16 protein-coding genes are annotated in these 15,107 nt (G+C 32.6%); 4 read left to right on the top strand and 12 right to left on the bottom strand.

Annotated elements, in window-relative coordinates; all coding sequences use genetic code 11:
* Window positions 1-7: 7 nt before the first annotated feature.
* Window positions 8-853, top strand: coding sequence for a hypothetical protein (locus PF022_RS02320; RefSeq protein WP_271022661.1), 846 nt, complete (start codon window positions 8-10; stop codon window positions 851-853).
* Entirely contained in the window at window positions 850-2,052 is a 1,203-nt protein-coding gene (gene trpB, locus PF022_RS02315) for a tryptophan synthase subunit beta (RefSeq protein ID WP_271022660.1), read from the top strand. The genes PF022_RS02320 and trpB overlap by 4 nt, the downstream gene beginning before the upstream one ends.
* Here trpB and pdxA read toward each other — a convergent pair.
* Genes pdxA through flgH form a run of 12 tightly spaced genes read right to left on the bottom strand, consistent with a single transcriptional unit; the run spans window position 2,040 to window position 12,732 of the window.
* Entirely contained in the window at window positions 2,040-2,945 is a 906-nt protein-coding gene (pdxA, locus tag PF022_RS02310; protein WP_271022659.1) for a 4-hydroxythreonine-4-phosphate dehydrogenase, read from the bottom strand. The genes trpB and pdxA overlap by 13 nt on opposite strands.
* Window positions 2,942-3,481 (bottom strand): DUF2393 family protein, encoded by a 540-nt coding sequence (locus PF022_RS02305; RefSeq protein ID WP_271020712.1) that lies wholly within the window; start codon window positions 3,479-3,481, stop codon window positions 2,942-2,944. Before PF022_RS02305 ends, pdxA begins: the two co-directional genes overlap by 4 nt.
* 8 nt (window positions 3,482-3,489) lie before the next feature.
* Entirely contained in the window at window positions 3,490-4,176 is a 687-nt protein-coding gene (gene hisIE / locus PF022_RS02300) for a bifunctional phosphoribosyl-AMP cyclohydrolase/phosphoribosyl-ATP diphosphatase HisIE (protein WP_271020713.1), read from the bottom strand.
* Window positions 4,177-5,277 carry a prohibitin family protein gene (locus PF022_RS02295; RefSeq protein WP_271020714.1) on the bottom strand — a complete coding sequence of 367 codons (1,101 nt, stop codon included), beginning with the start codon at window positions 5,275-5,277 and terminating at the stop codon, window positions 4,177-4,179. It abuts the gene before it with no gap.
* A gap of 10 nt (window positions 5,278-5,287) precedes the next feature.
* A complete protein-coding gene (locus PF022_RS02290) occupies window positions 5,288-6,205 on the bottom strand; it encodes a branched-chain amino acid transaminase (protein WP_271020715.1) in 918 nt (305 codons plus the stop codon).
* 46 nt (window positions 6,206-6,251) lie between these two features.
* Complete coding sequence (locus tag PF022_RS02285; protein ID WP_271020716.1) at window positions 6,252-6,995, bottom strand: pseudouridine synthase family protein; 744 nt, start codon at window positions 6,993-6,995, stop codon at window positions 6,252-6,254.
* Complete coding sequence (gene waaA, locus PF022_RS02280; protein ID WP_271020717.1) at window positions 6,995-8,206, bottom strand: lipid IV(A) 3-deoxy-D-manno-octulosonic acid transferase; 1,212 nt, start codon at window positions 8,204-8,206, stop codon at window positions 6,995-6,997. Before waaA ends, PF022_RS02285 begins: the two co-directional genes overlap by 1 nt.
* Window positions 8,203-8,919, bottom strand: a complete 717-nt coding sequence (locus PF022_RS02275; RefSeq protein ID WP_271020718.1) for a zinc ribbon domain-containing protein — start codon at window positions 8,917-8,919, stop codon at window positions 8,203-8,205. Before PF022_RS02275 ends, waaA begins: the two co-directional genes overlap by 4 nt.
* A 15-nt stretch (window positions 8,920-8,934) precedes the next feature.
* Window positions 8,935-9,663 (bottom strand): Nif3-like dinuclear metal center hexameric protein, encoded by a 729-nt coding sequence (locus PF022_RS02270; protein WP_271022657.1) that lies wholly within the window; start codon window positions 9,661-9,663, stop codon window positions 8,935-8,937.
* The gene (gene glyQ, locus PF022_RS02265) at window positions 9,647-10,528 is read right to left on the bottom strand and encodes a glycine--tRNA ligase subunit alpha (RefSeq protein ID WP_271020720.1); all 882 of its coding nucleotides are present in this window, start codon (window positions 10,526-10,528) and stop codon (window positions 9,647-9,649) included. The genes PF022_RS02270 and glyQ overlap by 17 nt, the downstream gene beginning before the upstream one ends.
* 1 nt (window position 10,529) lies before the next feature.
* Window positions 10,530-11,984: a threonine synthase gene (gene thrC / locus PF022_RS02260; protein WP_271022656.1), complete on the bottom strand. Its 1,455-nt coding sequence runs from the start codon at window positions 11,982-11,984 to the stop codon at window positions 10,530-10,532.
* A 46-nt stretch (window positions 11,985-12,030) separates the two neighbouring features.
* Window positions 12,031-12,732: a flagellar basal body L-ring protein FlgH gene (gene flgH, locus PF022_RS02255; RefSeq protein ID WP_271020989.1), complete on the bottom strand. Its 702-nt coding sequence runs from the start codon at window positions 12,730-12,732 to the stop codon at window positions 12,031-12,033.
* 127 nt (window positions 12,733-12,859) lie between these two features.
* On the opposite strand from flgH, the gene PF022_RS02250 reads away from it, so the two are divergent.
* Together PF022_RS02250 and PF022_RS02245 are read left to right on the top strand one after the other, a co-directional pair.
* Window positions 12,860-14,437 carry an inorganic phosphate transporter gene (locus PF022_RS02250; protein ID WP_407081399.1) on the top strand — a complete coding sequence of 526 codons (1,578 nt, stop codon included), beginning with the start codon at window positions 12,860-12,862 and terminating at the stop codon, window positions 14,435-14,437.
* Window positions 14,438-14,446: 9 nt separating this feature from the next.
* On the top strand, window positions 14,447-15,106 hold the full coding sequence (locus tag PF022_RS02245; protein WP_271020722.1) for a metallophosphoesterase family protein: 660 nt from the start codon (window positions 14,447-14,449) through the stop codon (window positions 15,104-15,106).
* Window position 15,107: the final 1 nt, after the last annotated feature.

Genomic DNA, 15,107 nt, shown 5'->3' with positions numbered 1-15,107 from the left:
ATAAGATATGAAAAAACTAACATTCCCTCAATTATTGTTTTCATCTATATTTTTTGTAATAGCAATTTTTAATATATTGTTATTGCTATTATCAGGTAGTGTTAGTGAATTATCACAGATGTTTAGACTTATGACAGAGCCACATGGAGTTTATTTTTTTGTAGAAATTACTTTTTTAGTATGTGGATTTATATTTAGTATCTTTAGTATGTTTAGGGTTTATAATCTTCCTAAATTATACATGTTGTTTATATTTTATATGGCTTGTTTATTTTTGTATCTTTTGTATTATGAGATTTTTGTAGTTGTTAGGAGTGATTTGGATTTATTTTCTTTAGAAGATACTTTAGCATTTAATAGAGATACTATGTTTGTCAAACCATATAGACAAATGTTTGTTGATTATATTATGTATATATTTTTTGTTATTTTGCCTAGCATTATTTATATTTTTTCTCTAAACTTTAGCAAACAAACAAAAATAGGCAGAATCTTACATCTAACAAAACCAAATTTAAATGTTGTAATAAGCACACTTTTTGCATTTTCTATTGCACCATTTTTTAGTGGTGATATATTTGGATATATTGATATGGTAATGTTGGTATTTGGTGTGTGTTTGGTGATATTTATATGGGTGAAGAAAAAGTTAATTTTAGATTCATATGAATATTTTAATTTATTTTTACTACTTATTATTTCTTGTGTTATGATTGTTTGTTCGCATAAGTTTGTGGATATTGAATCTTATTTTGAGATTCGCAAGTCCATTTATGCATTTGTATTATTTGGGTGGTGCAATATGTGGATGGTAAAGTTAAAGGCAAAATCGCTACAAAAGGATATAAAATGAAAAAACCATATCTAAAACAATTCCCAGATGAGAGTGGATTTTTTGGTAAGTTTGGCGGTAGCTTTGTTCCAGAGGAAGTAAAAAAAGCTATGCAAGAGATAAATGAGGCTTATGATTTAATAGCACAAAATTCTGATTTTATAGCAGAGTTACGCAAGATAAGAAAGCACTTTCAAGGTCGTCCAACTCCGATATATTTCGCACATAATCTAACAAAAAAATATGGTGGCGCTGGAATCTACCTTAAAAGAGAGGATTTAAATCATACAGGTGCTCATAAGCTAAATCACTGCATGGGCGAGGGATTACTAGCTAAGTTTATGGGCAAAAAGAAGCTAATAGCAGAAACTGGAGCAGGACAACATGGGGTTGCACTTGCTACTGCTGCGGCGTATTTTGGGCTTGAATGTGAAATACACATGGGTGAGATAGATATACAAAAAGAATATCCAAATGTAGTTAGAATGAAAATTCTAGGAGCTAAGGTTGTTCCAGTTAGCTTTGGTGCAAAGACATTAAAAGAGGCTGTGGATTCTGCATTTGAATCTTATATGAGCGATTTGGAAAATTCTATGTATGCAATAGGTTCTGTTGTAGGACCACATCCATTTCCAAGGATGGTTAGAGATTTTCAAGCTATTGTAGGTATCGAATCTAAAGAGCAGTTTTTAGAGATGACTGGGGAGTTGCCTGATATTGTTACTGCTTGTGTTGGTGGTGGAAGTAATGCACTTGGTATTTTTAGTGGATTTATAGATGATAGTGTTGAGCTAGTTGGGGTTGAGCCTCTTGGTCGGGGTAGTGAATATGGCAATCATGCTTCATCTCTTAGCTATGGAGAAGAGGGAATTATGCATGGGTTTAACTCTATTATGCTAAAAGATTCATCTGGCAATCCAGCTTCTGTATATAGTGTAGCAAGTGGTTTAGATTATCCAAGTGTTGGACCAGAACATGCATATTTGCATAGTATAGGTAGGACTAAGGTAGAGTGTATAAGTGATAATGAGGCTATCTCTGCGTTTTTTGAACTTAGCAAAGAAGAGGGGATAATACCAGCTATTGAATCAAGTCATGCAGTAGCATATGCACTAAAAATAGCAAAAGACTTGAAAGGCAAGAAGATTCTAGTAAATCTAAGTGGTAGGGGAGATAAGGATATAGATTTTATTGTAAATACCTATGGCTATTCTTTGTGAGCCATTTTTACTGCCATTTTTACTGCGTTGATATAGCTTTTTATATGTGCTTTATTTTTATAAGCTATATCAAATGCACAGCCATGATCTACTGAAGTGCGTATTATGGGTATATTTAGCGTTATATTTATACTTTCTTTAAAATATAGGGTTTTTAGCGGTATTAATCCTTGGTCATGATACATTGCTACATAGTATTTTAAATGTTTCCCGTTAAATGCTACATCAGGCACAAGTGGTCCTTGAAATACTTCTTTGTTTAGCTTGGTATTTGCTATTTTGATTGCTTTTATTATTTCTTCTTCTTCATTTCCTAGCACACCAAAATCACCAGCATGAGGGTTTAGCCCCAATACACCACATTTTTTATCCACAAAAGATGAAATATTTATTAAAAACTTACTTAGAGATTCAGAATTTATCGTGTTTGGAACATCTCTTAGAGGTATATGGTCGCTAAATAGGGCTACAAACATTCTAGGAGATCCTAGAATCATTATTGCCTCACTTTTAAAATAATCCCTTAAGGCATCTGTATGACCTTTGTATTTTATATTTGCTAATTCCCATGCTTTTTTGTGTATCGGCATTGTTATGATAGCTTTTACTTTTTTTGCCTTTGCTAATGCAACTGATTTTTTAAAGCTTTTATATGAATATAACCCACTATCTTTATCTATTGTAGAGGGAGATATTGTTGGGATATTTTTATCTATCTTTTGGCATTTTATATCTTTTGGCATTTTATATCTTATGAGTTTTGCAGCCTTTTTTAGAATCTCTTTATCGACACAATAAATTGGTGTGCATAGTTTGCTTATTTTTTTATGTGCTTTTAGGATTATTTCTGGTCCAATTCCATTTATATCGCCTATACTAATTGCTATTTTCAATAACACATTCCTTTACTCTCAAGTATATACTGCACTTGTGGGTTTGGAGATGGTATTACTGCTTTAAACTCTGTTGTTTGATTTTTCTCTAGTGGTGTTTTTAGGTGTTCATAGTGTATATAAGTTGGGAGTAATCTATACTTTATGTATCTGTATTTTTTTGTATTACTTGGTATGAAGTTTGTTGAAATCAAGCAACCTTTAAAATCAACATGGCTGATATTTGTGATGTTGCCTTCTACATAGTAGAATGAATCATATTGTAATTTTTCGTTTTTGCTTAAATTAAAGTCTATTTTTTTTATGTAGTTTTCCATTATATATTGATATGCAATTGGTGCAGAAAAGAACAAAACAACACTAATAAGGAGTAAAAAAAACGCAATAACCCTACTTAATCTAAAGACAACGCTAAGCAAGAAAAAAATCAAAATCACAAGAAAAATGCTAATTAATATCAAATAATCTGGTAGTGAGAAAAATTGCAACAATGTTGTTATTTTTGCAAAATATGCTTTTATTATAGAAGCATCCATGTTGTATCCTATTTTTTTCTAGAGTTTTTTTCGTCTATACCACTTGTGCCAACTCTTCTTAGTAGCTCTGTCCTTACTTCATCTAATGTTATATTGCTAAAACTTAATCCAACTAGAGCGTGATAGAACAAATCTGCTGCTTCATATATTATTTCTTTTTTGTCTTTATCTTTGATTGCAAAGGCTAGTTCTGAAGATTCTTCTACTATTTTTTTGCCTATTTGATTTTCGCCTTTAGCAAATAGTGATGCTGTATATGACTTTTCTGTGCTGTCAAACTTTTTATCTTGTATTGTATTAAATAGATTATCAAATATATCATAGATTTGTGTTGTATCTATGGAGTTAGATTGTGTTTTTACAATGCTATTTTGGTCTATTTTGTTAAAAAAACATGTAAGATTTCCGGTGTGGCATGCTATGCCATTTTGTTCTACTTTTAATAATAGACAATCATAATCGCAATCAAGCATTAATTCTACTATCTTTTGTGAATGTCCGCTACTTTCGCCCTTTTTCCATATTCTTTGTTTGTTTCTAGAAAAATAGTGTGCATATCCTGTTTGTATGGTTAGCTGTAGAGATTCTTTGTTCATAAAAGCACACATAAGAACTTCATTTGTTTTGCTATCTTGTGCTATTGCTGGGATTAGCCCATTTAGCTTATCCCATTGTATGCTACTTAGAATATCCATTTATTGACCTATTGAAGATGCCCTTTGATTATCTTTTGAATCTAGCCATATATTTGGAGTTGCTCCACCCGGTGTTAAGAAAATTTTAGCATCTTTGTTTGTTTTTAATGCTTCGTTAAATTGTCCTTGAACTTCAATTTGGCGAAGTTGCAATAGTGGGCTATTTAAGCTTTGACTTATTAGCTTGTTTGCTTTTGCTTGTGCGTCTGCTTCAATTATTGTTGCATCAGCTACACCCTTTGCAAGTGCTGCTTTTTTCTCTGCTTCCTGTTTTGCTCTTTCTACTTCATATCTGGCTCTCTCTGCTTCTTGTCTTGCTACTTGCACTCTTTCTATTTGTTCTTTTATTGCAACTGGTAAGACTATCTCTGTTAATTGTATTGATACAAGCTCAACAGGTCTATTTTCTAAGCTATTAATATTTTCTCTAAATTTTTGGTCAATTAGTGTTGCAATTTCATTTCTCTTTACAGGTAATTCTTCAGCTGGGAAGCTACCAACAACATTTCTTACTATTTCTCTAATTACTGGAGTTATTATTCTTTCTTCCCAGTTTTGTCCCCAAGTTGCTATTGTTTGTGGCACACTTAGTGGATCTAGTCTATATTGCACTGCTAATTCTACAAATACTGATAATCCCCTTGAATCTAGCACACTAATGGCTTGATTTTTCACACTACCTTCATCTCTAGAGCGGATATTTCCCTCTACGCTTGTAAATTCAGCGATTCTAACCTTTGTATTTACAGGGATTATTTTTTGAATCCCGGGGATAAAGAAGTGGATTCCCGGTTGTAGCGGAGTTTGGCTAAATTCACCAGTTGTGATTTTTACACCAACTTCACCACTATTTATTATTGTAAATGGTTTTAGTAAAAAAATAATTGCTATTAAAGCAACAATTAAGTAGATTACACCCATTTTCTTGCCGCTAGGCATATTAAAAGCTGGCATTTTTGGTTGGAATCCACCACCTCTATTACCTCCGCCAAATCCACCATTACCACGCTTATCATTATTTGTGTTGGCATTTTCTTCCGTGTTGTTTTGTCTGTTGTTTCTGTTTTTGTTCTTTAAATGTTCATTTAAGTCAATAGGCATAAAACCCCTTTTAGTTGATATAAGTTAGCCAATGGCTATATTTTGTATTTCTTCCATATACTACATCAAAGTACGCTTCTTGTAGTTTTGAAGTTATCTCTCCTCTTTTGCCATTTCCTATGATTCTATAGTCTAGCTCTTTTATTGGAGTGATTTCTGCTGCTGTGCCTGTAAAGAATGCTTCATCTGAAATATATACTTCATCTCTTGTAATATTTCGTCTAAGCACTTCTATACCCAAGTCTTTAGCAATTTGTATAACTGAATCTTGTGTGATAGATTCTAAAGATGAATCATTTGGAGGAGTGATTAACTTCCCATTTCTAACTATAAAAAAGCACTCTCCGCTTCCTTCTGCTACAACACCATTTTCATCAAGCAATAATGCTTCTTCAAAACCGCATTGAGTTGCTTCGTATTTTGCCATTTGAGAGTTTAGATAGTTTCCAACTGCTTTTGCTTTGCCAAATAGTGCTTTTGATGAGTTTCTAGTAAATGAAGAAGTTTTCACTCTAATTCCATTTTCTAATCCATCTTCTCCTAGATATGCACCCCACTGCCACGCTGCTATTGCTACATTTGTTGGAGAATTTCTATGATATACACCCATAGAGCCATATCCTAGATATATCAATGGGCGTATGTAAGCATTGCTGGTGAAGTTGTTTTCTTTTATTAATTCTATTTGTGCATTTTGTAATTCTTGTTGATTATAAGGTGAGTTTATAGCAACTATTTTTGCAGAATCAAGTAGTCTTTTTGTGTGAGATTCAAGTCTAAAGATAGCCATTCCCTTATCGGTTTTATAGGCTCTTGTGCCTTCAAATACGCCATTTCCATAATGTAGTGTGTGAGTTAAGATATGCACCTTAGCATCAGCCCAAGGCACTAGCTTACCATCCATCCATATTAATTTTGCTTCTACCATTACATAAACCTTAAAAATTTAGTGCAAAAATATATCAAAAAAATACTTAAAACAGAAAATTTATCGGTTCATCATCTATAAAGCTATATCCAAGTAGTTCTATTTTTTGTGCATGTAGCATGATTCTGCTTCCTTCTTGTCCGCCATAGAATGTATCGCCAATTATTGGGTGTTTTATGTGTGATAAATGAACTCTTATTTGATGTGTTCTACCTGTTGTTATTGTTACTTCTAGTTTTGTTTTTTTGCCTTGTATTTCTAATGGCTTAATGTGAGTATGTGCGTTAATTCCGCTTTTTGACACTGATACTTTTGCGAATCTATCTTTTTTAATTAATAATGGGAAGTTTAAGTCTTGTTCTTCATCTACTATTCCGCTTACTATTGCTAGATATTTTTTTGTTACTTTTTGTGCTTTAAATTCTTCTTTGGCTTTTTGGTGAAACTTACTATTTTCTTTAACCAAAAGCAAAATTCCGCTTGTCTCTTTATCAAGTCTATGTAAAAGAGACCATTCTTTATGCTTTTGTGCTATTTCTTCAGAGCTTAAAAAAGGTGGTTTAGATAGTGCTAAGATATTTTCATCTTTAAAGATTACTTTTATTTTTGGCTGTTTTTGTATTTTGAATTTCGTATTTATCGGTAGTTCGGCTCTTGCTATTTTAAGCCTTTTATTATTTATGCTAACTAGTCCTTTATCTATTAGGTTCTTTGCTTCATTGTTTGATATTTTTTCTTGTAATGCTAGTAGTTTATAGGCTTTTTGTAGATTTTTTGTATTTTCAATCATTATTGTCCTTGTATTTTTTGGGCTATTTTGTCTAGTTTAATTTTGTTTATTGTTTTAGAATCTTCTAATAAATTTCTATATTTTAACACTACGCTTAGGTCTTTTATATCACATATTACATAGTTTTGTAATAATGAAAATAGTGCTGTTTGGTTGAAAATATATGCTCCTGTTATTAGTTTGTTGTTAAAAAATGATGGTTCTATTGGGTTATGTCCTCCAACTTTATCAACAAAGCTACCACCTAGTATGACTAATGATGAAATAGCATATAGGTTATTTAATTCACCTAGGCAATCAATCAAGCCAAATTGTGCTTGTATCGTTTTTTGGATTCCTTCTTTTGATGCTATTTTTAATTCTAGGTTTTTTGCTTTTAGTATATTTTCTAAGGTTAGTTGAACTTTTGAAAACCTCTCTGGGTGTCGTGGGACAAATAGGATTCTAGGGCTAGAGTCTGATATTTCTAATATTTTTAGTATTTCTTGTAGGATTATTTCTTCTTCTAAGATTCCTTGTTTTTCGTGTGTGCTAGCTACTATCCATAACTCTTGTTTTGGTTTTTTGTAATCTTTAGTAATCTGTGGTTTTTGACTTGCTTTTATATTTCCACATATTTCGATATTTCTAGCACCAATGCTTTGTAATCTTTGTTTGTCTATATTTTGTTGTGCTAATACCAAATCTACATAGCTAAATAAAACTTTATAAAGAAATGAGAATTTTAAATATTTATCATAAGAGTTTGTTGAGATTCTAGCATTAAGGAGGATTGTTGTTGCTTGTTTTTGCTTGGCACATACAAGTGGCATGAGCCATAGTTCTGCTTCAAAGAGTGTTAGTGTTTTTATCTTTAAGTTTTTTGTAAATAATGGAATAAAAGATTCAAATGGAAGATAATAAACTTGTGCATTTTGAAAGATTTTATTTGCTTCGTTGTAGCCTGTTTGTGTTGTTGTGGTGATAATTATAGATTCATTATTGTTTAGATTTATTTTTTCTATTAGTGGTTTTATAGCTCTAATTTCACCAAATGAACAAGCATGAATCCAAATGATTTCATTTTGTGTTTTTGGGAAGCTTGGTAAAAGGAAGCGTTTTTTAAGGGATTGTCTATATTTTTGCTTGAAACTTAATAAAAATAGGAGCGGTAGTGCTATTATATTTAGCGCCACCATAATTACATAATAGAAGGCTACAAATAATCTCAAGCCTCTTTAGTCTCCTCGTTGTATAGGATTCTGCCACAATGTGGGCAAGTGATAATATCATCAGAGCGTATTACATCAGAATATGTCTTGTCATTAATTCTCATAAAGCAACCACCACATGCTTGTCTAGTTATTGATACTACGCCAGTGTTTTTAGCCCATTTTCTTATTTTTTCATAGAATGAAATTATTTTTTGGTCCATTTTGGCTACTAATTCTTCTTTTTGCTTGAAGATTTTTTCTTGCTCACCTTTTATTTCTTTTACTTCTTTTTCTACTTTTTGTTCGACTTCTTTTGCGTTTTTGTTTAGTTCGCTTATTTTATTTTTTAGTTCTTTTATATTGTCATTTTTTGAAGATATAAGTGTATTTAGTCTTGCTATTTCTTCATTTGCAAATGTGATTTGTTCTTTTGCTAATTCTTCTTCTAGGCTAAGAGCTTTGCTTTCTTTTTCTGTTTTTATTAGTTTAGTTTTCTTTGCTATGTCTTCTAGTTTGTTTGATAGCTCACTTAGGTGGTTTTCGTTTTTTTGTATTGCCAAAGATAGGTCTTTATTTGTTGCTTCTAGTTCATCTAGTTCTCTTTTTAGCACTTTTTCTTCATCTAGTATTACATCTAATTCTTTGTTTGCTTCTTTGATTCTAGGTTCAAAAGAATCGATTTCTTTATCTAGGTTTGATATATCAATTAGCTGTATTAGGTGTTTGTTCATGTTTGCTCCAAGATTTTATAGAAAATAAAAAGGATTTTTTGAATCAAAGATTATAGCTTTATAACCATAATTTGTCAAAATATCAGCTAGAATCTCCCCAAAATAGCACTCTAGCTCATAATGACCACAATCAATTAGATTTATATTTCTCTCCATAGCTTCCATTGCTTCATGATACTTTATATCGCCTGTAATTAGGCAATCTACATTGCTTAGGCTTCTTACAAAACTAGCTCCACTACCAGTAACAAGTGCAATGTTTTTGCAATTTTGACTACTTTTTGTTATTTTTAGAGTTTGTATTTTTAGGGATTCTTTAAGCTTATAACATAATGAATCTAAATTGCTATCCCATGAAAAATACACAACAAAACCATCTTGATTAAAAGAATCTATTTTTAGCAGTTTTCTAACTACATATTTTCCAAAATGTGTTTTATCAAAGTTTGTGTGCATTGCTATTAGTTTTATGTTTTTTTGTATGGCAATTTTTAATAATGATGAAGGATAGGATTCAAAGTCTATTTGTTTTAACGGGGAGAAGATAAGTGGGTGATGTGTTATAAGCACAGAATCTTTAGGAATGCTCTCTAAAATGTTTCTATCTACCTCTAATGATAGATAAATATTGCTAAATTCATCATTTCTGCTACCAAGTATAAGCCCAGAGTTATCCCATGATTCTTGCAAGTCAAATGGGCTTATAGTATTTAGAGTATCTAGTAAATTATTTATTTTTTGCATTTTGTAATCTTAGTTCCCTTTCTTCTTCTTGTTCTTTGTATAGCAATGCACAACTTTTTACTAACTCTCTTATTTTTAGTATGTAATTTTGTCTCTCTAATGCTGATATTGCCTTTCTTGCATCTAGAGTGTTAAAAAGATGAGAAGATAGCATAGCACAATCATATGCAGGTAGTGGAAGTCCTGCTTCAAGTGCTCTTTTGCCCTCATCTTGCATTTTGTGAAAAAACTCAAAAAGCATTGTAGTATCTGCTACTTCAAAGTTATATTTTGAAAATTCATACTCTCCTTGTAAATGCACATCAGCGTATTTGTAGTTTTCATTCCAAGCAATATCTAATATATTATCTACTCCTTGAAGATACATGGCTAATCTTTCTGTTCCATATGTTATCTCAACTGCCACAGGAGAGCAAGCAACCCCGCCTACTTGTTGAAAATAAGTAAATTGAGTAACCTCCATGCCATCTAGCCATACTTCCCAGCCAAGCCCCCATGCACCAAGCGTTGGAGATTCCCAGTTATCTTCTACGAATCTTACATCATGGTTTTTTAGGCCTAATCCTAGGTATTCTAGGCTTTTTAGGTATAGTTCTTGTATATTGCTAGGATTAGGCTTTATTAGCACTTGGAATTGATAATAGCTACCAAGTCTGTTTGGGTTTTCACCATAGCGTCCATCTGTCGGTCTTCTTGAGGGGGCTACATATGCTACGCTCCATGGTTTGCTATCTAGGCTTCTAAGCAGTGTTGCAGGGTGAAATGTCCCAGCCCCAGCAGGTATATCATAAGGCTGTATAATAAGGCAACCTTCTTTTTTCCAAAATTCTTGTAGTTTTAATAAAAGGTCAGAAAAATAAAGCATCTTAGCTCCTTATCCAAGATAAAATTTCATTCATAACTTCATTTGAATTTAGTGTTTTATTATTTACTTCTTCTTTTTGGAATAGCTCTACAATCTGTTTTGGGACATTTATGTTATAAGTTTTTGATATTTTTTCTAAAGATTCTTTATCATGTGTTGAATCTATATGTAATGCCTTTGCTAGTGTTGGGGCAAATTTCGTCCATTCTGCTGTTGAGCATAGTATGGTTGGGATTGCATTTGAATCTTGTTGTATTTTTTCATATGCTTTTATGCCACATGCTGTGTGTGGGTCTATTATAATTCCATTATCTGCGTATTTTTTGATTGTCTTAAGACAGAATTCATCATCACAAAAAGTTGCTTGAAAATACTTTTGAATCATCTTTAACTCATCGCTGTTTACTTGATACTTCTTATTTGTTTCTAGCTCTTGCATTAGCTCTTTTGTTCTTGTATCGCCAAATAGTGCAAATAGCATTCTCTCAACATTTGAGCTTTTTAATATATCCATAGCCGGAGAGAATGTTTTTTGTAGGCTTTTGTTGCTTATGTCGTAGATTCCTGTGTTTATGAATTCTGTTAGTATGTTGTTTTTATTTGATGCAATGTATATTGTATGTATAGGGAATCCCATAAGCTTTGCATAAAATGCTCCAAGTGCATTACCAAAATTACCACTAGGGACTATTATGTTTATTTGTTTATTGTATTTTTTATACATTTCTAAAGAAGAATAAGCATGATATATTATTTGAAATGCGATTCTGCCAAAATTAACAGAATTAGCAGCGCTTAAAGATATGCTATTTGCTTTTAATTCATTTTGAAAGTTAGAATCTTTTAATAGTGATTTTAAGAGACTTTGTGCATCATCGAAATTACCATTAATTCCTATGGTCTTTATATTTTTTGCAGCTATTGTTGTCATTTGTAATCTTTGCACATCGCTTGTGCCATTTTTGGGGTAAATACATACTACTTGTATATTTGACTTATTGGCAAATCCACTTAAAGTAGCAGGACCAGTATCGCCACTTGTTGCGACTAATATTAGGTATTTTTGGTTTGTGTTTTTTATAAAGCTACTAAACATTGTTGAAAATGGTTGCAATGCCATATCTTTAAATGCTCTAGTAGGTCCGCAGTATAATTTTTGTATATAAAAATTATTCTCTATTTTTTTAATGGGTGCTGGTATTTTTGTATCAAAACTATCGTATGTTAATAAAGATTCTTCTAAGATACTAGAATCTATATCTAAGCCTAGTTTGTCAAATATGCTCTTGCATAATTCTTTGTAATCCAAGTTGCTTAGTTTTGCGATGTCATCTTGTGTTAGCTTTGGTATGTGTGATAGTGTGTATAATCCACCATAAGGTGCATTTGGGTTTAAGATAGCATCTTTAAATGAAATTAAATCAATACCAGAATCTCTTGTAGAAGTAAATACCACGCAAATCCTTTGTGTTTAGATTTGCGTATTTTATCCTAAATAATCTTTAAAAAGGCCATACAGATTCGACAAGTTTCGTTCCCCAGCCTTTTTCTGTGCTTCTTTTTAACTCACCTTGAGTGTCATACATTATCTTTGCATCTGCTATGTATTGAGATTCGATGGTATTGTTTCTTGCTATATCATTTGGTCTTACTACGCCACTTATATGGATTATTTGTTTTTCACCATTTATTAGCACTTCTCTGCTACCTTCTATGAAGTAGTTTCCATTTTGCAATACTTTAATTATCCTTGCTGCTATTGTTGTTGAGAATGTTTCTTGTCTATTTTGTGAGCCAGCACCTGTGAATGTTGATGTGCTATTTCCCATATTTAGTCCTATGTTTGCTAGATTATTCCAGCTATTTATAATGCTTCCAACTCCCTCACTAGCACCACCATAATTTAGCGTTGGAGGCGTTAGAGTGCCATTTGAAGTTTTGTTTGTGTTTTTGTTTGCTGTTGAGCTTGTTTGTGCTGTTTGATTTATAATTACGGTTACTAAATCATTTAGCTGCATAGCTCTTCTATCTGAAAATAACAAATTATCCCCTCTACCAAATATGCTTCCCGGATTCCCAAAATTGTCTTCTTCTTCTCTTGGGGGTAATTCCTCTACATATGCTGGTGGTTTAAATGAAATTTTTGGCTCTGTATTTGCGCAACCACTTAGTAAAACAATGGCTAAACCAAGTAAAGCAGGCATTATTGCAAGTGTTGTAGAATTTCTTTTCATAATTGTCATTCCTTTGAACTTTGAGATATAATCCATATAAGCAAAGTGTATTCCATATTTGTAGATATTAGAAGTTTTGGTATTTAGGGGGTATTTAGTGGATATAAAAGATTTTTGGCATTACGAAAAGGCAATGCGTGTGAATAAAGACGATATACAAAGGTTTGGGGTTTTATTTGTATTTGTTTTGTTGATAATTACCATGGTTATATGGTATAGCAATGAAGTTAGCAATCCGATGCTACTTGGTTTTGCAGCTATTGTTGGTGGATATATGGCATTAAATATAGGTGCAAATGATGTAGCAAACAATGTAGGACCTGCAGTTGGCTCAAAAGCACTTAGCATGACAGGAGCAATAATCATAGCTGCTATATGTGAGATTGCAGGAGCGTTAATTGCAGGTGGCGAAGTGGTAGATACGGTTAGATCTGGGATAATATCAATAGAATCCATAGGAGATAGCAAGGTTTTTACTGGAATGATGTTAGCAGCCTTAATTTCTGGTGCTTTGTGGTTACATTTAGCAACCGCCATTGGCGCACCTGTATCTACAACTCATTCCATTGTTGGCGGAATCTTAGGCACAGGTATAGCAGCAGGTGGATTTGATGTGGTTAATTGGGAAGCACTAATTAGCATTGTTTCTAGTTGGGTTATTTCGCCAGTTGCAGGTGGAGTTATTGCTGCTTTGTTATTGTTTTTTATAAAAAATACAATTACTTATAAAGAAAATAAAAAAACCGCAGCACAAAAAAATGTCCCATACTTAATGTCCTTTATGGTATTTGCTTTTAGCTTGTATCTTATAAATAAGGGCTTAAAGAAGATTCTGCAATTAGAGCAAGTTACTGCCTTTGGAGTTAGTATTATATTGGGGATTGTTGCATTTTTTGTTGTAAGACCAATTATTGCTAAAGCATTGGAAAAACTAGAAAATAAAAAAGAACATATAAATAGCCTCTTTACCATACCGCTTATTTTTGCTGCTGCATTATTAAGCTTCGCACATGGTGCAAATGATGTAGCAAATGCAATAGGACCGCTAGCTGCTATAAATGATGCATTAAAAGAAGGCTTTGTAATTGGGAAGAGTGCAGGAGTGCCATTTTGGATCATGCTTATAGGTGGACTTGGAATCTCTATTGGACTTGCACTTTATGGTCCTAGATTAATAAGAACAGTTGGTAGTGAGATAACAGAATTAGATCAGATTCGTGCATTTTGTATTGCTATGAGTGCTGCTTTAACGGTGCTTGTAGCTTCAGAGCTTGGTATGCCGGTTAGTTCAACTCATATTGCAGTTGGTGCGGTTTTTGGTGTTGGATTTTTAAGGGAATACTTAAAAAAGCGTTATAAAGAAATGGAAAATAAGATATTAGAAGCACACAAAAATGATGATGCACAAGCATTAAGGGAGTTTTTAGACAAGTTTAGAAGGTCTTCTGTTAGAAAAAAGGCAGCAATGATAAAAATACTAGAAAGAAAAGAAGAAAAAGAATTTGGAATCCCAGAGATGAAGAAGAAGGGTAAAAAGCAACTAAAGAAGGTATATCAAGAAGAGCTAGTTAAGCGTTCAGCAATAAATAAAATAGTAGCAGCATGGCTAATTACCGTTCCGGTATCTGCTATTTTTGGTGCATTTTGTTTTTATGTGTTAAGGTTTTTTTATTAGGATATTTAGATGGTTTATATAATAGGAGATGTGCATGGTTGCTATGATACTTTATGTAGATTAATAGAGAGCCTTCCAGATTCTTATAATAGTGATATTATTTTTGTTGGAGATGTGATAGATAGGGGTGCGAAGTCTTGTGAGGTTATTGATTTAATAATAAAATATAATTATAGATGTCTGCTTGGAAATCATGAAGAGCTAATGCTTAGATATTATAAGAGACTTCAAGGTAGTGGAGTGCATTGGCTTGAGCATGGTGGATATGAGACTTTGCAAAGTTATGAAAGAAATGGTGGGTTTGAGAAAATAGTAGAGCATTTAAATTGGCTTATGGAGTTGCCTTATTACTTGGATTTGCCTATATATGATGAATCTAATAGGAGACTATTTGTTACTCATGGATTTGGACTGCAGTATTATTCTCTAAGAGATACAAGCAAAGATGAGATAATATGGAATAGACTGCATAAGAGTGATGAGGTTTGTAGTTTAGATTCGAGTGTTTTTAATGTGTTTGGTCATGATGTGCAAAAAGATGTGTATTTTGGCAAGAGTTTTGCTGCTATTGATACTGGCTGTGTATATTATGCAAAATTAGAGAGTGCATCTCTTAGTGCATTAGAGTATCCAAGCAAGAGAGTTTTTAAGGTTAGATATTGTGGATAGT

Source organism: Helicobacter sp. WB40 (assembly GCF_027859275.1).
GTDB classification, from domain to species: Bacteria; Campylobacterota; Campylobacteria; order Campylobacterales; family Helicobacteraceae; genus Helicobacter_D; species Helicobacter_D ibis.
Note: the sequence above shows the minus strand (reverse complement) of the source record. Positions and strands in the feature narration are given on the sequence as shown.